This is a genomic window from Desulfatibacillum aliphaticivorans DSM 15576 (assembly GCF_000429905.1).
In the GTDB taxonomy this organism is placed as follows: domain Bacteria; phylum Desulfobacterota; class Desulfobacteria; order Desulfobacterales; family Desulfatibacillaceae; genus Desulfatibacillum; species Desulfatibacillum aliphaticivorans.
Genome location: NZ_AUCT01000001.1, coordinates 44,136 through 64,597, shown reverse-complemented (window position 1 = coordinate 64,597; position 20,462 = coordinate 44,136). Strand labels below are relative to the sequence as shown.

Here is a 20,462-nt window from a genome sequence, read left to right as displayed (position 1 = left end):
TACAGAGGCAACAAACAATCAGAATCCAAAGATTTGTTCTAATTCTTCCTTGGTGTACTGGTCGAACTTGAGCCTGAACTGGAAGAACAAGCCCTGGGTGAAGAAATCGCCGTCCGTGAAGTCTTCGTCCCGGAATCCGATCACGTTGTAGCCCGCGCCCACCCAGGCGTTGGTGAAGGGGTTGTAACCCACGCTGGGGCCTGTGCTGTACTGTAACTGGTGCGAGTTCCAGGAGTGGCGCACGCAGGCGCGGAGGCCAAGGTCCCATTTTTTGGCGACGTCATAGCGGAATTCCAAGCCATAGAGGTCTGTGAATCCGCTGTAGCTGTCGCCGTCGATGTTGTCCAGGACGTACTTGGCGCCGTGCTTGAACGAAACCTGGGTGCGGTATCCGGTCTTGTAGTTGGCGTTCAGGTTGTTGACGAACTTCCGGGTTTCGTAGGGCGAGTCCGCGTCGTTGTCATCCTCCCAGATCAGGTCCAGGCGGTCCAGCACGATCCACCGGGAGAACTTGGGCCTCCAGGCCAGGCCGATGCGCAGATCGCCCGTGGCGTCTTCATTGCCGTCCACGTTGTAATCGTTGCGGGTGACCAAAGCGCCCAGGGAGATTCCCAGGCCGTCGTCCACTTCTCCGTACCAGCCCACGGAGGCGTTCCACTTGTCCGCGTCGTCGGCGAAGCGGAATTCCACCTTGGCGGAAGCGCTCCAGTCCTTTTCCGTATACTGCACGCCCCAGGAGGTTGCTACAAAGTCGCTGTCAGAGTCCGAATCCACGTCTCCGCCTGTCTTGTCCAAGGTGCGGGAGTGATCCACCGAGGCATCCACCTTCCATTTTTCAAACAAGGTCACGTTCTGGCCCACGGTGAAATTGGCCAGGGTGGCCATGGCCGGGTCTTCGTCCTCGGAAATATCCTTGGTCTGCTCCAGGGATGTGTCGAAATTGGCGCCCTTCCATGGAGTGAGCTTAAATCCGCCCCGGATGCTTTCGGTCTCCTCAGTGTCGCTCCAGGTCATTTCGTCCTGGGCGAAGAGGCTGAGCTGTTCGATGATCCGGTAATCCACGCCCAAGGTGGTGCGGGTGGGATAATCCGTGTTGGCGTTGTCGTTGCTGACGGCCTGCTCGTGCTCTGCGCTGAACACCAGTTTCTTGTCCAGGAAATTGACCTTGGCGCCGCCCAATACCTGGGTCACCCGGTTGACTTCGCCTTCGTCGGTTTTTTCCTCGCCCGCGCGGAGACCGGTTTCCAGGGAGTAGCGGTCCTGGGTGTATTCCACGCGAGCCTCGCCCATGTCGTCCCGGGCGCGTGTGCCAAGATCCGTGTTGCGGTAAGCCTCGGCCGCGGCGTCCAGTTTTTCCGTAACCTGGTATTCCAGCTCGGCGCCGTATTTTTCCGTGCCGGACTCGCTGGCGTTCTGCTGGCCCACGCCGAATCCCGCGCCCTGCTTCCGGTAGTACACCCGGCCGTCGGCCTTGACGCCGTCGTGGGAAAGCTCGGCCAGGTAGGCCTCGCCGCTGGAGCTTTCGTCCGTTTGTTCGCTGTCCGTATGGGCGTATTCGGCCTTGAGTTCGGTGTTTTCGGTCACTTCCACGGTCAGGTCGGCGCCCAAAAGGTCGGACTCCGTATTCTTCCCGCCTTCGTGCACGTGGGTGCCGCCCAGTTCAATCCTTTCGTCCAGGGCCTTCAAGGCCAACCGGCCGCCGTAGGTGGCGTCCTTGTCGTCCGAGTCTTCGGCCTCGTAATCCACTACGATGTAAACCGGGTTGAAGCCGTCGTCCGTGCTCATGACCGGGCTCTTGAAGAAGATGGTCCCCTGGTCGTAGTCGATGGTGTAGTCCGCATTCCGGGACAGGGATTCAGACGAAATGATGTCCTGGCTCTTATGGCGGTCCCGGGTTTCGATGGTCACGGTTTCCGAGCTTTCCACAATGTCCCGGCGGGACAGGTAGTACAGGCCCGACGTGCCGTCGCCGCGGATTTCGTCCTTGACGAAGGCCTGGTTGGTTTCGGCAGCAAACAGATCCAGGGACACGTGCTTGGAGTCCAGCTTGGTCTTGAAGCCGGTCAAGGTGCGCGAGTAGGCTGAAAGTTCGGTCATGGTCAGGCCGGTGTCGTAATCGCCGTACATGGAGTAGAACTTGCCGCGCTCCACCTTGACGTAGAGTTTTTCCGTGCTGGCGGCCTCGGCGCCGGAGGTGGAGGCGTCTCCGTACAGGGTGTAGTATTCGTCCGGGTCGATGTCCTGGAACAAACGGGCCTCGTCGGAATCGCGCTCCGAGTCGTAGGACAGGGTCAGCAGCCATTCGCCCTTGATCTGGCCCTTGGCGAAGAAGGCGGTCCGGCCGTCCTTGTACCACTTGTCCTCCAGGTCCGCGTCGTCCAGGTTTTCCTGATGCCCGTTGACAATCCGGTATCCCGCCGTGCCCTCGGCCAGTCCCACCAGAATCCAGTCCCGCTTGCCGGGTTTGAGCCATACCCTGTTTTCACTATCTTCATCTGTTAATTTGATAACAAAGGTCACTTCACCTGTTTGGGTAGTAGGATTGAGTTTGATGGGCACAACCCCATCCTCTCCGACAATATATTTTGAGAATTCATCTATAGAAGGGGCCAGAGGATCGCTTTCTACTGCCTCAACCTTTTTATAAGCTTCATACGGAGGATCAACCGCATATTGACCTACGCTCCCTTTTCTAACCGGAAAACCGTCCTTATCCGTCAACCTAACTAAAAGCTGCGGAATGGTCTTTCCATCAGCAATAGCGTATGGCTGATCACTAAGCACTTCTACTTTTACTGGAGCTGTAGAATAATGGATACTTCTGGTTTGCCGCCAAACTTCTTTTCCGGATTTATCCTGGCATACGGCTTCTATAAGATTATCTCCTTTCTGGAGGTCCACGCCAATCCATCGGGATAATTTAAACGTTCTGGCGCCATTGTTAACAGATGTATCAAAATTCAAAGGGCTGACCGGCTCGCCATTTAAGGTCAGGGTTACTTTTGTGCCTGGCAAATGTTTGACGGCGATTTTGGTGGATGGGATGGCAGGCAAACCTCCTTCCTCCGGCCAGACAATTTCATAACCAGGCTTTTGCTTTTCAATCCAACCGTCTGCAAGATAAGGAATGATTGTTTCTTGTGGATTATTATTTTTATTTGTGCTTCCTAAGGCCAGCCCTGTAGTAAGCATAACTTGACGCTGGCTTTTATTGCTTCCAGGCAGAATAGGACATTTTGTAAGAGGCGCCCGTTGATTCTTTGCCGTCGGTGTATTTGCCAACAGCATGGCATTGATAGTTGGTTGTGGATCTTTTGAAGCCTTGGTAACATCTAATTTGATTTGAATATCCCTTTTCCAGTCAGCAGGCTGATCTCCCATTCTGAAAATTAGCGCAGGCCCCGCAACTGTTGGGTCGGGAACTGATTGCCCATCAAATTTACAAGACCCTTCTTTGTAAACAGATCCATCAGGCAATATAACCGTCAAACGCAGCTTGCCTATAGGTACATTCGTATTGTTCAGTTGTATGGTGCAGTCTACCTCATCTTCCTGTCTTTCAGCGCTGACTTGAATGCCAACCTCGCCTTGCTCAGGCGGCTTGGTGGCCACGTAGAAATCCGCCCGCCACATGGTTCCGCCCTGCAGGTCCACAAACTGGGAGAAAGGCCTGCCTGCATGGCGGGTGTTTTCCTCGCAGAAGGCGGCTTCATACATGTCCGGCAGGGTGAACTCATCCAGTTGCACCACGTGCACGCCGGGCGCGACCCCTTCAAAATGGTACATGCCGTTTTCGTCGGTCACGGCGTATTGGCCGTCTTCCAGGAAGACGCGGACGCCCTTGACCGCATGCTCTTTAATCGGCTCTTCGCCTTCCTTGGGCGGAATGGTGGAGGGGCAATGGTCGGCCACCACCTGACCCATGATGATGGAGCGGTCATTGAAGAAATCGTCCTTTATGAGAACGGCGGCATGGGCTTCGTTGGAAACGACGCCGGTCTGGTATCCCGCCGGGGCCGAGCCCTTGCGGCTGCTATGGGAGCCCCCGAGGATTTCAAAAGCCTGGGCCGTATTCACGGCGTCTCCCAAAGGCGTTCCCACGGTGATTTCCACGACGTAATTGATGGTGACGCTTTCGCCGGCCTTGACCGCCCCGATTTCAATGGAAAGGGTGCGGCCGTCCTTGGAGAGGTCCGGATTTTTCCTCTTTTTGCCGTCCACCTTTAACGAGCCGGATTGATACCGGAAAGATAGCGGCAAGTGGTCGGTCACCAAAACCTTTGTCAGGTTGGCGTCCGAGCTGTTTTCCACTGTGACTTCGTATTGGACGAAGTCGCCGACGGCGGCTGTGTCCTTGTTGGCCGTTTTCGTAATCCACAAGGGGCCCTTGTTCGGGTCCACAGGAACGTCCAAAGCCAGGCCTCCGTCCGCTGCGATGGAGAAATCCTCGCCCCGGGAGCCGGGCGTCCGGATGTCAAAGGGCGCGTTGGGCAAAGCCTGCAGCACGGCCGTGGATACGGTGGAAGGCGCGGTATAGCCCTCGGGCGGCGTAAATTCCAGCCTGTAGTCCCCGGCAAGTACGTAGGGGAAGCGGAATCCGCCCGTTGCAAAATCGTATGTCGTTCCTCCATTGTCTGTCACAGACCCGCCGGATTCGATGGTGGAGGGGAATATGCTTGTTCCGTCGTCGCCGTAAACCACGGCCGGGTTGCCCGTGGAGACGTCGATCAACGTGACGGTCACGCCGTCCACAGCCTCGCCCGTGGAGGAATTGAACACCACGCCCGACGGATCCACCATGGCCGCTGCGGCAGTCTTGTCGGTTCCGTCCGTGGGATCGGTGTATTCGGCCAAAATTTCGGCGCCGTCCACCACGTCCAGGTATCCGTCGTATTGCACGCCGCTGGCCGATACGTTGGATTGGATGTATCCGGCGAACACGCCCGTATTAGGCCCGGTCTCCCTTACGATCACCAGTTCCACGTCGCCGGTGGCCTCTACGGTCAGGGTCACCAGAATGGTTTCCGCAACCGTGGGGTCTGCGTTCTGGTCTTCATCCGTGACCATCAGAAAGACAGGCTCGCCGCCGTGGTATACCTCGGCTTCCAAAAGAGGAACCGGGTCGTCCAGGTCGATGGCCGCAGACCTTCCAAATGGGACGGGCGGGTCCAGCGGTTCAAAAGGATCGCCGGTTGAGCCGCTGCTCCGGCCCTGGGTGGCGTCCACATCCACCAAGATCGCGTCCAGGGCCGTGGGGGCGTATTGCATAAGTTGAATCACAGAGTCTGTTCCGCTATCCACTATGGTGAATTGCACTTCGTTGGAGGGAACAATGGTTGGATTACTTGGGTCGTCTCCATAATTGGCGTAAGCAATATTGGTGACAACCGATCCGACAGGCAAGGCAAAGGCTGGGCCTGTAAGGACACCCAATATTGTCATAAAACAAGTCATGAAAGCAATCCGGCTAACCCCTGTACGAGACGGGAAGGAGTTTGCTCCCCCTCCCGTCTGTACAGGCTGCTGGCCATTGATGTGGAACGGCTTTTTGCAAGATTGGACTAACAGGGCTGAAAAAAGGCGCAATACGGCGACTGCTTGGGTGGGGATTCCCCTTAAGCCTCGAATTGCGCTCATTATAATATGCCTGCCAATGCCCAAGACTTACGGCCTTTCCTTATTGGATTTCCACCCGGAATTTTACGGTTGTTTCGCCGTTATTGGTTCCATCATTGGCGTTTACTGAGAGGCCGGTCACCGTAACGGTATTGGCGGCTGTGATGTTCCAGTCTGCTGTGACCCCGCCAATTGCTGCGTCGTCGGCATTGGTATAGGCTACTTCGCCTCCACCGTTTTGGTTAACGGAAATGCCATAATCTGCGGCGTAACCATTTTCGACAAACAGTATGGAGCCAGATGCGATTTCTGTGGCAAGGCTATCCGTCACGGCAATATTACTCGCTGCTACATGTCCGCTGTTAGTGATGGTAATGGTGTATTCAACGATTGCGCCAGGAATAGCTTTGAAGTTGGAGGTGCTGACGCCATCGGAGATAACCTCCGACTCCTTGGTAACCGTAATCTGGGCGGACACGACCATGAAAGCCGAAACATCCGATTCCTCACCGGTTACTCCATCCGTAGTGTCTGCGAATACATTTTGGATAGTAGCGTTGGTTCCGTCGCCCGCCGTGTCGGCGTTGCCAGAATCATCGTCAAAGGTGGTGCCGGGTGAACCGCCATCAGGCAGAGGAGTGCCAGTCAAACCGTAGATAGCGACTTCCTCATCGTCCAGCCCCGTAGGAATGTCGTACACCAGTAAAATTGTCCTGGATTCGTCGATGCCCATATTGTCAAGGTAAGATGTGGTAATCTCGACGTCCCCTGCAGAGTAATCCCCAGAGCTGTCAGTGTCATAATAAATACCAACATGGGAAGCGTCAAAAGAGTCAGTGTAGTCACTTCCATTGCCTAGCGTAATTGGGCCATCGGCATTAACATACGTTGTTATGTCCAGATAGATGTCGTAAATGTCATTGCCTGTGTTTTGGATGACATATACCAGAGCCTGATCATCCTGGCCGGGAATGACTGACACAGGATCGTTGTCCTGAGCTTCCACTGTTAGATCAATTTTTCTGTCAACATAGAAGGTGTATGTTGGTGCCGTTATTGGGGTCTGCGCTTCCGTACCTACGTCATAATGAATGGTGACAGTGTTGTCGATTTGGGTTCCTGCTTGTGTTCCATCAGCAAGCGCGCTTTGGAATCCCAATAACAACAAACCGACCGTTAAGGCCGTAAGCACCAGCATTTTGCCTGTGTGTTTCATTGTCTTTCTCCTTTTTTGGTTTAAAAAAAGGTACATGTTTTTATAAGTCCTTTGATAAACCCGGAACGGCGTCGGCCGTTCCGGATTACTTTCCTATTTAAGTCTGGCCTGATACTGCACGGTCCCGATTGCACCGGGCATAAGGTCTTTGGTCAAGGTCCACTGGATCGTGGTGTATTCCTTGGCGGTTGCAGTCCTTTCCGTGCCTTCGGGGTTTTTGATTTTCAGGTTTCCCGGATAGTCGTAGGTCTGACCCTGGTCGATGGAAAAGCGGATGTCCGCACCCGCACCTGCAGCGCTGCCATCCACGTATTCCATGTGTTCAGGAACCGGATTGGTGATGGCCACGTTTGAGGCCGGTTGATCTCCGCTGTAGTTGAAGGTGATAGTATAGTACACCACGTCTCCGGGGACGACTTTTTTAGCGGGAACCATCTTTACCTGTTCCTGGCCCTTTTCATCCACAACAATGACTTTCACTTCCGCCACGGTTTGCAGTTTGAGCGGGCTTTCAGCCAATGCCTGGGCCGGAACGGCCAGAACCATACTGATGAGTACAAGGATAAAGAATGCTTTAAGCCTCATGGAAAAACCTCCCTTTAGTCGATCGTGACTTGAAAAGTAACGGTCTGAGCATCTGTGGCGAGAACCATGTCTCCCACATACACGGAAATGGAATCTGTGCCGGCGTCGTATCCGCCGGATCCTGCGTATGCACTTCCTTCAAGGGTCAAAGAGTTCGCAACGTAGGTGGTTCCTGCGGGGATGGTATCCGTAATCCAAACGTCAACCGCTGTTCCACTTCCGCTGGTGACATTCGCTTCGATGGTGTACGTGACGATGGCGCCGGGGATGGGTTGATTGACGCCTGCGTATACATTGTCCTCTATATGGGAGGTTTTGGTTAGGGTCAGCACGAGGTTCTGAACGACGTAGTAGCCCAGTCCGGTGTCCCTGCTGGTGTTGTCGCCTATGATGGCATCCACGCCAGCCGCATAACCGTTAACAACAATGTCGCCGGGATCAGCCGCGTCAGCAGGATCGCTTCCATATACATCAACCCAGGTTGCGGAATTGACGATCAACTGGGTGTATCCGGTGTGTCCTTCCAGCATGTCGGTTGCGTCGGCCGGATCGTCCGAAGGAATGTCGTTCACCACAAAAACGACTGCGTTGGCGTCAGCAGCAAGAGTCACGGATGGAATAGCCAAGTCTATGCCGAAGTCATAAACGCCGTTATTGTTGGTGTCACCAAAGATATTGTCATAATCAGGATCAAAATTGTCCGTCACCCCGGCGATTGCCGTGCTGATGCCGGAAACATAAAATGTTTCCGTGGCGTTACCGGTATTGGTGATAGTGAAAGTCAGGGCCTGATGCTCATCATCCGGTTGGACCGTGACCGGGTTTGTGGGCTCGGTAATGGTGAAGTCAATGAGCATGGCCACGGTGATGGTGTCCGATGCGGCCTCTGTAATGCCGGTAACAGTGCCCAGTGTGTAAGTCGCTGTCGCCGTATTGGTAATGTCAGTACCCGCTGCCGTGCCTGCTGCCCAGGCGCCGGTGGTCAGGGTGATGACTGCGAAGATTGCCATTGCTGCGATTGCCAAACGTTTCATGTGTACTCCTCCTCTAGGTTTAGTGGTGCAAGTTGGGTTTAGGGTTAAAGGGTTCGGGTTGTTGGGTTTACTTTTTTCCTTGTTGTTTCCTCTCAAAATTCTAAATCCTCCCTAAGTTTAAAAAGTGGTTGTTAAAGGTTGTTCAAAAAAAACAAAGTCCAAAATCCAAAACTGTTTTCAAAGGATTTGCACGAAAGGACGTCGTTTGTTTTCCCTCGCAGCTCCAAGTTGCATTCCCGTGCGGAGCACGGGAACGAGGGAAATACGCCGTTTTTCATCTCCACTTCCCCCATGCGTCCTCCATGTGCATTCCCACGCAAAGCATGAGAACGAGCGTATCGCAAAGCATGGGAACGAGAGGCCTGCAGAGCGCGGGCGCGATAACCCCGTTCGGCATGGGAGCGGGAAGATGGGAAAAATCCGTGCATTTCATCCTTTGCTGCGGGCCTGAGGCCCAAAATCGTTAAAAAAGGTTCAACTCAAAACTGTCACAAGGCCGTTTATCTAAATATCAGTCACCGGAAGCCTGCTTGCGGACGCCCCGGGAATCTTGCAAGGGGATTTTGTCCATGTCGATTTCCAGCAAATTCAATTTGTTGGAAGCTGCAGGCGGCGCCAGGGAAATTTTTTAAAAAATTTCCTAAAGTTTTAGGGAACACCTGTCGATATTCCTTTCGAGTGTTCCGGGGCATGGCCCTGGCCCTCCGGTTAAAGGGGTTCGGAACGGGACTGCCGGCGGACAAGTGCGCCAAGCGCACGGAAACCGGCCGGAAACCCTGTTCATTTGTCGCGAAAAAGTCTGAGTTCGCCAAGCTGCCGGGGAAAAGTTTACGCTTTTTCAAGCGGCAGGAGCGCTGAACGGCGGAAAGGGAGAAATCCCTACCCGCGTTGCATGACATGAAATCCCGAATGCAGGCTAACAGCTGAATAGCGGCAGCAACAGCCTGATCGGGGTGAAGAATGTCAGGCAGGACTTAGCGTCCACGTCATTTTTCGCAATTTGATTTTGCGCAGAAAGGACTAAGAGCCCCGCCCGTTGGGCGGAAGGCCGGCTCCGGGCCAGATCGATCCGCAGGGCGCAAAAACCCTGTGCGTTCCACGTGCATGGTAACGCATAGGAGCGCCCTGTATCGATTGGTGCGGTTCGGACTTTGTAAAACTCTTCGGTTTCGCCCCGGAATTCCGGACAAATGGGCCCGGATCAGGGCAGGCGGAAACGGAGGGGTTCGTTCGCTCTCAGTTTCTTCCTGTCGCACAACCACAGATTGTTGATAGGCACTTCCAATAATCGTGCCAGCGAAAAAAAGCAAGAATTGATTTTGATAATCAATCGCTTTTTCTCTTCGCCAAGTCTTCTATAACAAGCGTTAAATTTCACAAAGGCCCGTCCTGGCGATGGGGCTGGGTCTTGCGTCACAAATGTTTTCATGAATAGGCAAAAAAAATGCCATAATTTTGTCGGTATGTTTTTAACGCCGTTAACCTGCCAGGATCAGACATAAAATGAACATCATTCTTTTTTTTGGGCGGCCAAGGCCTCCTGCATTGGGCCAATTTCGCCTACAATTTTGTATGAGCCCGACATTTTTGTAGTTTAAAATCAGTTGGACGAAAGTCCGGAAAAAAAATAAAAAATTAATCTTATTAAAAACGAGCAATTTCAGGAAAATAACAAAGATCCCAGTGATTTCTTTCCACCTGTAATCCACTGAAGCGGGACTTTTCACCGCATGCTTGGGGATTTTCACCGCAAGGCCCCTGGGAGCTCTTCCGGTAAATGCCAAGAAAATGTGAAATGTTTCACAGTTCGCCGCCCAGCCCTGTTTTTTCTTCTTACAAAAATGTAGGTCGCCGCCGTTGGAGCCGGGCCGCCGTCCAAGGCGGCCTGGAGCGCTTCCCATCCCTTGCCCCCTTTGTCTCCCCAGGGCCTGAAAACCGGGTAAAAACACCCCGAGAATGACGCTCTGGAAAGATACCCTGGAAAAACCGCCCCGTGGACGGGTGAATTTACCCCTCTTTGGCATCGCATGCCAAGGCTGACCAAAAAGGCAGGTTCCAGGCCCTGTTGGGGCATTCCCGCGCGTTTTTGAAGGGAGTCCGTAAGCCCTGTTTTTTCGTTAAGGAATTGGCGGTTTCTGCCGATATCCAAACAGAACAAAGCAGAACACTGATCCGGGGACCATCCCCGGCTGCCAGGAACAGGGAAGTCAGCAGGTTTTTGGATAGTACTCACCGGAAAGGCGGGCAGGGAGGCCGAGCCAAACCGGGTTTGCCGCGCAGGCTGTGAAAGCCGCCGGAGGCGCCCATGCGTTTGCAGGATTTTTCCCGATATTTGGTCATCGCCGTATTCTCCGCCATCGGACTGTTTATATCCTCCTCCGCATTGGCCGCAGACGACGCCTCCTCCGCTCAGGAAGCCGAGCTTCAGGAAATCCGCGAAAGCATCACCCAAAACAATTACGAATTTCAGGTCGGCCCCAACCCCGTTTTTAACAAAGATCCCGAAGAACTGGAGCAGCTTCTTGGACGCCGCGCGCCCCGTCTGACCCGGCTTATGGCCATCGGCCAGGAGGTTTGGTTCGAGTTCGGGGGAGACTGGGACGCCATTCCCTCCAGCTTTGATTTGCGGGACGTGGGCGGCAAGTCTTTCATCGGCCCCATTAAGGACCAGGGCGACTGCGGCTCCTGCTACGCCTTTGCGGCGGCCGGCGCCGCCGAGGGCGTCTACAACACGGCGTCCCAGCGGAGCGGCTCGGACGTTGCGGATTTTTCCGAGTCGTACATCGCCTGGCATCTGGGCGGCATCGAGCCTTACGCCTCTCATTTCGGAGGCTGCGACGATGCGGACTACACCTACTCGGAGGTGGAGGCCCTGACTCAGGAAGGCATTGTCCAGGAAAGCGATTTTCCTTACGTGATGGAAGATCCCGGGATTTACCAGCACGCGGGCGATGCGCCGGTGGTGTTTGAGTCGTGGGGCAGGGTTCAAAGCGGAGACATCGAGGCCATCAAGGCGGCCATTTTGACTTACGGAGCGGTGGTTGCGGCGGTTTACGCCGGCCCGGCTTTTCTGGCCTATCAATCCGGGATTTACGAAGACGGCAACACGCAGTGCGACGCATCGCCCGAGTATTACGCCGTCACCAATCACGCCGTGGTGCTGGTGGGCTGGAACGATAATGGGGATGCGGAAAGCAACGGATATTGGATTTTGCGCAACAGTTGGGGAACCTCCTGGGGCGAAAACGGATACATGCGCATCAAATATCGTTCCGCCCGGGTTGCCTGCGCAGTCGCTTTTCTGGCGCCTGCGGACTGGCCGGCGGTTAACACAGGCTACGCTCCGGTGATCGGGCAGGATTCCGCAGTGATCAGCGGCACGGTGGATACCGAGGGCAAGGACACGGAAGTGTGGGTGGAGTACGGCGTGAATGCGGATTACGATCACGCCAGCGCCTCGCTGTACCTTGCGGCTTCAGAGGGCAAGAAGAGCATCGCCATAGAAATTAACGCCCTGGACTCCCAGACCACCTATCATTATCGGGTGGCGGCATACAACGGCGAGGAAATCAACTACGGAGCGGACCGGGTTTTCGCCACCGGCGGCAATCCCCTGGCGCCCACGGCGGCGACGCTGACGGCGGCCAACATCCTGGCCCATTCCGCCATGTTCAAGGGCGAGGTGACCGCTCACGGCGTGGAAACCCAATACCGGTTTGAGTTCGGCTCCACCACCTATTACGGCAGAAGCACCGAATGGGTGGACGCGGGCGCGGGCACCGACGCCGTCGCCGCCTCCATTCTGGCCAACAACCTGGAGCCCCTGACCACCTATCATTTCCGCATTGCGGCCAGGAACGATTTTGGAACTTCTTACGGCCAGGACAGGAGCTTCACCACGGACGACTCCATCAAGGTGTGGTCCCAGCCTCCGGACGTAACAAGCACTTTGCTGCACACGTCGCAGAAGGACGCGGCCTATCCCTTTAACGCCATGAGCGCGGATGACTTTATGTTCGAGTCCCCCGTGGGCAATATCAACCGGGTCCATTGGTGGAGCCGGCAGCTGCGCGCCGATCCGGTCACGCCCGATTCCTGGAACATATATATATACGACGATTCAGGCGTGGGCGAGCCCGGCGATCTTGCCGCCTCCTGGAATATACCAGGGGACGAGAGCGGCGAAAATCTCTATTACCGGGACAAGGATATTTACGAATATCAAGCGGCGCTTTACCCCGAATTTTCGCCCGAGCCCGGGAAGAAATATTGGCTTGTGATTCAGGCGGAACTGACCTGGACGCCCCAGGCGTATTGGGTGGTTTCCAGAAACGACGTCCGCCTGGAGACGGGAACGAGCATTTTTCCCGAGGTGAACATCCCGGAATGGACTCCCCATGCTCCTGCTGCGGACCACGCCTTTGAATTGTGGGTGGACGCCTCCTCCACGGGCAGCGCAACAACCGGCGCGGCTTATGAAATCGGCGAAACCCACGCCTACCTGGCCGGGACGGTTCGTCCTCCGGGAGAGGGATCGGTGGTGTTTGAATACGGCCTGACCGAGGATTACGGCGAGGAAATCACGGCGGATCAATACGTCATCGGCAAGGACGGCGGCCGGGGCTCCCGGCAACAGGGCGTGGGCGCCAAGCTGGAGGGATTGGAGCCGGCGACCACGTATCACTTCCGGGTGAAGGTGACCAGCGGCGGCGCGGTGTATTACGGCGGCGACTCCGCATTCACCACCCTGGATCCGGCGGTTCCCCAGAACAAGGCGGAAGCAGGCGGCGAGGATTCGCTCTCCAGTAATTCAGACGGCGATTCCGGCCTGTCCGGCGGCGGGGGAGGAGGCGGCTGCTTCATCTCCAGCATGGACCGGTTTAAGGTCAAAATCCCCTGGGCTGATAGGGTGGGGCGCTGGCGCCAGGCTTTGGTGCAATGGGGCAAGGGCCTGCTGCGGAAATCAAACCCAGCGCCTGGTCTTCATCTCCCTGTAATGGAGGAAGATTTCTTCCAGACTGCGTCTCGGTGAAAAGTTAAAGGCTTTGGCGAACCGGCTTCCATCCACAATCACGGGATACTTGAAATAATTCACCAGATAGCTGGGAAAGGCTTCCCAGCCGGCCATGCGGGCGATCCACATGGGCAAGGCGTCCGGGATGGAAACCATGGGTACGCCGATGATGTCGCACCGCCTGAGCACTTCCTTGTAGGGCGCCCAATCGTTTGGCGCCACGTTAAAAATCCCGTAGATGTTGGGCTTTCCGCAGGCCTTGACGATGGCGTCGGCCATATCCGAAACATGCAGAAACTGCATGACCGGGTTGAATCCCCACAGTACGGGGACCACCTTGCGGGAAAGCAGCCTGCCTATGTTGTTCCGCACTCCAGGCCCGGCGATGTTGCACGGCCTGAGAATCTTCATGCGAACCCGGCGGTACTTGTACATATAGATCTGGGAGAGGTTGTCCAGCTCCACGGTGTCGATGAGGTTGAGGGAAAGGTCCGAGGCCTTGAGGGGCGTGTCTTCATCCAGGAGGGCCGGGTTGTATGCGCTGGCGCCGTAGACGAAGTACGAAGACAGGACGATCACCTGGCTCACCTCGTATTTTACGCACAGGTCAAACAGCTTCTGGGTTCCCCGCACGTTGGCGTTGTGGCGAAAATGGCTCCCGCCTATGTCCGTGCCCACGCGTCCAAGATGGATGACCGCGTCGAACTTATGCTGCCGGAAGATGTCCTCAAAGCCCCGTTTGAGAAAATCCACCTTGTAGCTGGGAATGTCGTCCCCGATCTGGACCGCGCGCCGGAAGTCAATGGCCACCACGTCGTATTTTTTTTGCGACAGGCGATTGATGGTTTCCTGGGCCAGCACTCCGGCTGCGCCGGTGACAAGCACCTGGGGCCTTTTTTTCTCCTGGACGGTTTCAACGCTCTGGCGGTCAACGGTTTCGGTTTTTTTGGCTTTCGGCATCAGAACTCCCTTTTATGCTGGCCCCCCAGCTCTGTAACGCTCGAACAAAAACAGCGGTGAATTGATTCAACAACAAGCGGCGTGACTTAAGATTAGTGGAACCAGCCTTGCTTCCGGGAAAGACCCTCGTCGATCAGGCCCCTGATGGCGTCCTTGACCGTTTCCACGTTCTCTATGACCTGCTTCTCCGTCTTGACCACGCCGGAAAAATCCAGGGGCTTGCCGAAACGCAGGTATACCTTGGACGGCAAGGGAACGGGAATGGTCACCGGGACGTAGGGCAGGCCCAGCATCTTGGCGAGAGGTTTGACATTGGCCAGGGACGGCATGGTTTCCTCGCACCCGACAACTCCCACGGGCACGATGGGCGTGTCGGTTTCCATGGCGATGTGCATGAATCCGAATCCGAACCGCTGGAGCTTGTAGCGCTTTTTGAACAGCTTGCCGCTGCCGCGAATTCCTTCGGGAAAAACCACCACGCATTCATCCCGCCTTAGCATGCGGATGCAGTTCACCGGATCGCCGATCACGGCGCCGCCCATATTTAATAGGTTGCCCACAAAGGGAACGGTTGGAAAGAAGCGTTCGATCATGATTCGAGGCGCGCGCGGACCATGGGGATTGGTGGCTACGGCAATGGCGATAAGCGCGCCGTCCAGAGGAAGCTGCCCGCTGTGATTGGCGATAATCAGAACCCGGCCTTTGGTGGGAATATTTTCAAGCCCCTCGGTCTCCACCCGAAAGTAATGGTCGTAGAGCTTTTTAAAAACGCCCAGGCCTATCTCGGCCCCGTCCTTGGAATACCCCCAGGCGTCGTACCCGAAGCTGCCCACTTCTTTGGTGATGCGGTTGTGCGCTTCTTTCACGTCTTTAGAGACAAAGGCTTTTTTTAATACGGTGCTTGCTAAACTCATGATGCGGTCCTCTCCAAAGCAGGGTCCAATACAAGATTGGATCCTCGCCTTACCCCCCCCGGGCGGCAACTTAGAATAGATTATTGCAGGTCAGTGCATGCTTTTTATGCGGCGCCAAATTGGCTGGAACGGATACTACCAAACACCCGGCGGCTATGGCAAGCCCTGAATCATTTTTTACCTGTTTTTAACCCCTTGACTGGATAAGGGGTGCATAAAAATTACTGAACCCCGGCCATAATGCCTCCTGCTGAAAACGGGATTTCCATTGAAAAATTCACGCAATTGATAAAATGATCATAGATACTATCGATTAGACATATTGTCATATACCATAATATACACAAGCGGCGTTTTCCGGCTTTCGCTTGCGTTTTTTTCTTTTTCTAAAAAATTGCAAGGCGCCGGCGCATCCTGGAAATTGCATAGGCAATAACCTTCAGCACTAAAAGGAAGCTGTTTTGATTCAGAAGTTGTTGACCGGGTTTGACAATATGCCGGAGCAAAGTCTGGCGAGTTTGGAAGAGGCTCGGGAAGAAGGCCGCAAGGTTGTGGGCATTTATTGCATATTTGCTCCTGTGGAAATGATTCGGGCCGCGGGCGCCCTGCCCGTTGGGCTCTGCGGCAAGAAGCAGGAGCCCATCGCCGCTGCGGAAGCGGAGCTCCCCGCCAATTTATGTCCGTTGATTAAATCCAGCTACGGATTCGCAGCCACGGACACGTGCCCGTTTTTTGCGGCGTCCGACGCCATTGTGGGCGAGACCACCTGCGACGGAAAGAAGAAGATGTACGAGATCATGCAGCGGCTCAAGCCCGTGCATCTCATGCATTTGCCCTACGATCCCGCCCTGCCGCATTCCCTGGCTTTTTGGCGGGAGGAGGTGAACCGGTTCGGCGCGTTTTTGGAAGAGTTGACCGGCGTTCCTCTGACTGTTGATGAGCTGAACAGGCGAATATGCATCCAAAATCGGGTGCGCAAAGCCCTGCGGAATTTACATGAGGCCAATCTGGCCGGGGGAGGCGTTCGAGTTACGGGCCGGGAATTGTTGAACGTCCTGGAGGCCAAGAATTTCTGGGCGGATCAGGAGCAGTACGCCGAACGCCTGGAAGCTCTGGTTGAGGCGTTGCGCGACGCCCCGGCCATAGAGCAGGCGAAGGGCCCGCGCATTTTGCTTACCGGCACGCCCATCGGCAAAGGATCGGATAAAGTGTTGAGGCTGATCGAGCAGTCCGGCGCCACGGTCATCGCCATGGAAAACTGCACCAGCCTGAAAGCCGCCTGGACCGACGTGGAGGAGGATTCCTCCGATCCTTTAGGCGCCATTGCGCGCCGGTATCTTAACCTGCCTTGCGCGTGCCTGACCCCCAATGACGGACGGGCCGCCCTGATCCGGGAGTTGGCCGGGTTGTTCCGCGCTGACGCTGTGGTGGATCTCACCTGGCACGCCTGCCACACCTACATGGTGGAAGCTCAGCCCCTGGGCCGGATGATCAATAATGATCCCGGCCTGCCTGTGCTCCATTTATGCACGGATTACGGGGAAAGCGACCTGGAGTCCTTACGCACTCGCATCGAAGCGTTTTTGGAAATAATTTAAACCCTGCCCTGATAACCCATAGAAGGAGTATAGAAATGAAGAAGTTGACGCGACGCAATTTTATGAAAGGCGCCGGCGCCTTAACTCTGGGAGCGGCCATCAGCCCTTTGGCGCCCCGCATGGCATGGTCTTCCACGCCCACCATCAAAATGGCTTATATCCTTTCCGACCATCATGCCCCTTTGATGCTGGCGGCAAGCAACGGCGAGATGTTCGAGGAAAAATACAAGACCTGGCTTAAGCCTTTGAATCCGGCCAAGCTGTACGAGCTTTACGACAACGGCTCCCCCATCGCCCGGGTTCAGTTGATCCCCACGAAAAAAGGTCCGGACGTGGAAAAGCTGGTCGCCCAGGGCAGCGTGGATATCGCTATCAGCGGCACCCAGGCGATTCTGATGTCCGTGGATAAAGGCGTGGACACCAAGATCATCTCCCCCTTGCAGACGGCCGGCAACGTGTTTGTTTTGAACAAGGACGTTCCCGCCCAGGATTGGAAAGCCTTTGTGTCTCATGTGAAAGGGCAGGGCAAGCAGTTTAAAATCGGCATGCCCGGGCCTCACACCGTGGCCGCGATTATCTTCCGGTCCGCCCTGGAATATGAAGGGGTTAGCTATACGGAAGACTCCACGAACAGAAAAGCCGACGTGCTGTTCATCAACATGAAAGGCCACGGCAATTTGGTCGCCGCTTTGAACAACAAGATTTCCGAAGGCATCATCGGCGCCCAGCCCTTCCCGTCCGTCACCATCGATCAGGGCGTAGGCCGTTTGATCCTCAACCTTCAGGACGTTCCCCCGGCCCAGCGCTGGGCCGGACACGCCTGCTGCTCCCTGGAAGCCACCAGCAAGTTCCTGACCCAGGATCCCGCACTGGCCGCCAAGGCGCTTTCGCTCATGGCTTTGGGCGTGGACCTGGCCAACACCCGCAAGGATCTGACCGCCAAGACCTGCTCCGCATGGCTGGGCGTTTCCGAGTCCGTGGAAACCGTTGCCATGCAAAGCATGACCTACACCACCACGGCGACTCCCCGCTGGGTTTCCAGCGTGGACGAATACGCCAAGACCATGGACGGCATGGGCATGTTTACGGGCAAGCTCCAGGGCGCCCAGGGCGAGGCCTTGGCTTCCGCGGCCTTTGACTTTTCCATGATGAACGGCGTGACCGAACAGCTTAAGGCAAAGGGATTGATCGCCTGATGCTTGTTTTAAAACGCATAGGACGCCAGGCCGGGAGGTTTGTCTTGCCCCTGGCCCTGGCCGTCCTCTGGCAGGCCGCGGCCATATGGCTGGACAAGCAGACCGTTCTACCGAGGCTGGACGCGGTGGCTGCGGTATTGTTCCATCCCACGGAAAAAATTTTGATCACGGGCAGCCTGTTGGAGAACATGGCCATCAGCCTGCTTCGGGTGATTTTGGGATTTCTGCTGGCCGTTTTGACCGCCGTGCCCCTGGGCCTTGCCATGGGATATTTTAAGCGGGTCAGCCACATGGTGGACTCCACCGTGGAAATGCTGCGGCCCATCCCGCCTTTGGCGTGGGTGCCGTTGATTTTGGCCTGGCTGGGCATCCGCGGCGTGCCGGACGTATTTCCCTTTTTGGCGACCAGCCCCGTATGGTCGGGCATCCAGTTTTCCACCCTGATCATCATTTTCATCGGTGCGTTTTTTCCCATCTTGCTCAACACCATCCAGGGCGTACGCAGCATACCCAGGGAGTACATCGAGTCCGCCCGCACATTGGGCGCCAAAGGCCTGCCTTTGCTGGTGAAGATCCTCATACCGGCCAGCCTGCCCCTGATCGTCACGGGGCTGCGCATCGGCCTGGGCATCGGCTGGATGTGCCTTGTGGCGGCGGAGATGATGCCGGGCAGCAGCTCCGGGCTGGGATATTTGATTTGGTACGCGTATGAGCTCTTGCGGGCGGACATCATCGTGGCAGGCATGGCAGCCATCGGCGTGATCGGGTTTATTATGGACCGGGGCTTCCGGTGGCTGGAGGGCAAGTTGTTCTGGGGAGGCATGGGATAGATTATGCTGGAATTGACGAATGTGGCCAAGATGTATTCCAACATCAACGGCGAGAGGATCGAAGCCGTTGAAGGCCTTTCCCTGAACATAGAAGAAAACGAAATGGTCTGCCTGGTAGGCAGGTCCGGGTGCGGAAAAACCACCACCCTGCGCCTGATTGCGGGTTTGGAATCGCCAAGCAGAGGACGGATATCCCTGAGAGGAAAAAAGGTGGAAGGCCCGGCCGCCGAGCGGTGCGTGGTGTTCCAGCGCTACACCCTGTTTCCCTGGCGGAGCGTCCTGGCCAACGTGGCCTTTGGCCTGGAAATGCAGGGCGTTTCTAAAAAGGAGAGGGAGGCGGCGGCGCTAAAATATTTGGGCCTGGTAGGCCTGGAAGATCAGGCGAAAGCCTATCCTCCGGAGCTGTCCGGCGGCATGCAGCAGCGGGTGGCCGTGGCCCGTGCTTTGGCGGCAGATCCCGAGGTTCTGCTTATGGACGAGCCTTTCGGCGCCTTGGACGCCCAGACCCGGAACGTGCTGCAACAGGAGTTAATGCGCATCTGGAGGGCGGATCAAAAAACCATTGTGTTTGTCACCCACGACATCCAGGAAGCGGTGCTGCTGGCGGATCGGGTGGTGGTCATGCAAGGGCCTCCGGGGCGCATTCGGGAAATCATGGATTGCAGCCTGCCCCGTCCCCGGGACAGGAACTCGCAGGAATTCACAGGCATGTGCGATCGCATTCACGCCTTGCTGGAAGGAGCGGACTAAATGGAATGGCTGGCGGTTGGCTTTGCGGTGATTCTTGCCAGCCTGTTGATGGGCTTGGCCGGATTCGGCTTCGCCATTGCGGCAATTTCCCTCATGTCCTTTGTCTGGCCCGTGCGGCAGATCGTGCCGTTTCTGTTCGTGTACAATCTTTGCATCAACGTGGTTCTTCTCACCCAATTGCGCAGCTATATCAAGCCTTCCAGGGTATGGCCCCAGACCGCCGGGTTTATTCCGGGCGGCCTGATTGGGCTGATGGTTCTGAAGCACTCGCCGGACAGCACGCTCAAGTTGATGATCGGCGTCACCCTGGTCATTTTCGCGGTATGGTCCCTTTGGGGACGCGTAAAGACCGTTCCTCGGATTTCCAAAAAATGGGGCTTTACAGCCGGGGTGCTGGGGGGAATCCTGGGCGGCTCGGTGTACATGCCGGGGCCCCCGGTCATCCTGCTGAACAGCCTGACCCACACGGATCGGTTCGCGTTCAAGGCGGACTTGCAGACCTATTTTTTGTTTTCCAACCTGTTTCTGGTTTTCGCCTATGCCGACATGGGCTTGTTTTCGCTGGAACTGCTTAAGGTAAACCTGATGATGGCGCCGCTGATGCTGGGAGGCCTTGCCGCCGGGTCCATCATCTGCCGCCATGTATCGGACCAGCGTTTTAAGCGTATCGCCCACGGCCTGATTTTGATCATGGGCTGCCTGCTTGTGCTGCGGGCTTTGGGCGTGGTGGGCTGATTCTTTCCGGAGTG

The 20,462-nt window shown here is 55.8% G+C and carries 13 protein-coding genes; 6 read left to right on the top strand and 7 right to left on the bottom strand.

Going from position 1 to position 20,462, the window contains the following annotated elements; all coding sequences use genetic code 11:
* Window positions 1-18: 18 nt before the first annotated feature.
* The 5 genes from G491_RS0100295 to G491_RS0100260 form a co-directional block, all read right to left on the bottom strand.
* On the bottom strand, window positions 19-5,442 hold the full coding sequence (locus G491_RS0100295) for an isopeptide-forming domain-containing fimbrial protein (RefSeq protein WP_169829367.1): 5,424 nt from the start codon (window positions 5,440-5,442) through the stop codon (window positions 19-21).
* A 235-nt stretch (window positions 5,443-5,677) separates the two neighbouring features.
* Window positions 5,678-6,832, bottom strand: coding sequence for a hypothetical protein (locus G491_RS0100290; protein ID WP_028313162.1), 1,155 nt, complete (start codon window positions 6,830-6,832; stop codon window positions 5,678-5,680).
* A gap of 93 nt (window positions 6,833-6,925) precedes the next feature.
* Entirely contained in the window at window positions 6,926-7,417 is a 492-nt protein-coding gene (locus G491_RS33085; protein ID WP_051326918.1) for a DUF11 domain-containing protein, read from the bottom strand.
* A 14-nt stretch (window positions 7,418-7,431) separates the two neighbouring features.
* Window positions 7,432-8,451, bottom strand: a complete 1,020-nt coding sequence (locus tag G491_RS0100280) for a hypothetical protein (RefSeq protein WP_028313161.1) — start codon at window positions 8,449-8,451, stop codon at window positions 7,432-7,434.
* A 1,478-nt stretch (window positions 8,452-9,929) separates the two neighbouring features.
* Window positions 9,930-10,352 (bottom strand): hypothetical protein, encoded by a 423-nt coding sequence (locus tag G491_RS0100260; RefSeq protein ID WP_028313160.1) that lies wholly within the window; start codon window positions 10,350-10,352, stop codon window positions 9,930-9,932.
* A gap of 404 nt (window positions 10,353-10,756) precedes the next feature.
* Between G491_RS0100260 and G491_RS0100250 the strand changes: the two genes are divergently transcribed.
* Complete coding sequence (locus tag G491_RS0100250) at window positions 10,757-13,483, top strand: C1 family peptidase (protein ID WP_084511186.1); 2,727 nt, start codon at window positions 10,757-10,759, stop codon at window positions 13,481-13,483.
* Here the strand turns inward: G491_RS0100250 and G491_RS0100245 are convergent.
* Both G491_RS0100245 and G491_RS0100240 read right to left on the bottom strand, forming a co-directional pair.
* Window positions 13,415-14,425: an NAD-dependent epimerase/dehydratase family protein gene (locus G491_RS0100245; protein ID WP_051326917.1), complete on the bottom strand. Its 1,011-nt coding sequence runs from the start codon at window positions 14,423-14,425 to the stop codon at window positions 13,415-13,417. The two genes, G491_RS0100250 and G491_RS0100245, sit on opposite strands and share 69 nt — an antisense overlap.
* A 92-nt stretch (window positions 14,426-14,517) precedes the next feature.
* Entirely contained in the window at window positions 14,518-15,339 is an 822-nt protein-coding gene (locus G491_RS0100240; RefSeq protein WP_012610517.1) for a lysophospholipid acyltransferase family protein, read from the bottom strand.
* Between the two features lie 461 nt (window positions 15,340-15,800).
* On the opposite strand from G491_RS0100240, the gene G491_RS0100235 reads away from it, so the two are divergent.
* Genes G491_RS0100235 through G491_RS0100215 form a run of 5 tightly spaced genes read left to right on the top strand, consistent with a single transcriptional unit; the run spans window position 15,801 to window position 20,448 of the window.
* Window positions 15,801-16,937: a double-cubane-cluster-containing anaerobic reductase gene (locus G491_RS0100235; RefSeq protein WP_028313157.1), complete on the top strand. Its 1,137-nt coding sequence runs from the start codon at window positions 15,801-15,803 to the stop codon at window positions 16,935-16,937.
* A gap of 35 nt (window positions 16,938-16,972) precedes the next feature.
* On the top strand, window positions 16,973-18,133 hold the full coding sequence (locus tag G491_RS0100230) for an ABC transporter substrate-binding protein (protein WP_028313156.1): 1,161 nt from the start codon (window positions 16,973-16,975) through the stop codon (window positions 18,131-18,133).
* A complete protein-coding gene (locus tag G491_RS0100225; protein WP_028313155.1) occupies window positions 18,133-18,963 on the top strand; it encodes an ABC transporter permease in 831 nt (276 codons plus the stop codon). The genes G491_RS0100230 and G491_RS0100225 overlap by 1 nt, the downstream gene beginning before the upstream one ends.
* 3 nt (window positions 18,964-18,966) lie before the next feature.
* Window positions 18,967-19,713, top strand: a complete 747-nt coding sequence (locus G491_RS0100220) for an ABC transporter ATP-binding protein (protein WP_028313154.1) — start codon at window positions 18,967-18,969, stop codon at window positions 19,711-19,713.
* Window positions 19,714-20,448, top strand: coding sequence for a sulfite exporter TauE/SafE family protein (locus G491_RS0100215; protein WP_028313153.1), 735 nt, complete (start codon window positions 19,714-19,716; stop codon window positions 20,446-20,448).
* Window positions 20,449-20,462: the final 14 nt, after the last annotated feature.

Coding starts and splice junctions, on each gene's coding strand:
- G491_RS0100245 (WP_051326917.1), bottom strand. CDS start 14,425: ATGCCGAAAGCCAAAAAAACCGAAACCGTTGACCGCCAGAGCGTTGAA.
- G491_RS0100290 (WP_028313162.1), bottom strand. CDS start 6,832: ATGAAACACACAGGCAAAATGCTGGTGCTTACGGCCTTAACGGTCGGT.
- G491_RS0100295 (WP_169829367.1), bottom strand. CDS start 5,442: ATGACAATATTGGGTGTCCTTACAGGCCCAGCCTTTGCCTTGCCTGTC.
- G491_RS0100220 (WP_028313154.1), top strand. CDS start 18,967: ATGCTGGAATTGACGAATGTGGCCAAGATGTATTCCAACATCAACGGC.
- G491_RS0100230 (WP_028313156.1), top strand. CDS start 16,973: ATGAAGAAGTTGACGCGACGCAATTTTATGAAAGGCGCCGGCGCCTTA.
- G491_RS0100215 (WP_028313153.1), top strand. CDS start 19,714: ATGGAATGGCTGGCGGTTGGCTTTGCGGTGATTCTTGCCAGCCTGTTG.
- G491_RS0100280 (WP_028313161.1), bottom strand. CDS start 8,451: ATGAAACGTTTGGCAATCGCAGCAATGGCAATCTTCGCAGTCATCACC.
- G491_RS0100240 (WP_012610517.1), bottom strand. CDS start 15,339: ATGAGTTTAGCAAGCACCGTATTAAAAAAAGCCTTTGTCTCTAAAGAC.
- G491_RS0100225 (WP_028313155.1), top strand. CDS start 18,133: ATGCTTGTTTTAAAACGCATAGGACGCCAGGCCGGGAGGTTTGTCTTG.
- G491_RS0100250 (WP_084511186.1), top strand. CDS start 10,757: ATGCGTTTGCAGGATTTTTCCCGATATTTGGTCATCGCCGTATTCTCC.
- G491_RS33085 (WP_051326918.1), bottom strand. CDS start 7,417: ATGAGGCTTAAAGCATTCTTTATCCTTGTACTCATCAGTATGGTTCTG.
- G491_RS0100260 (WP_028313160.1), bottom strand. CDS start 10,352: ATGGGAAGCGCTCCAGGCCGCCTTGGACGGCGGCCCGGCTCCAACGGC.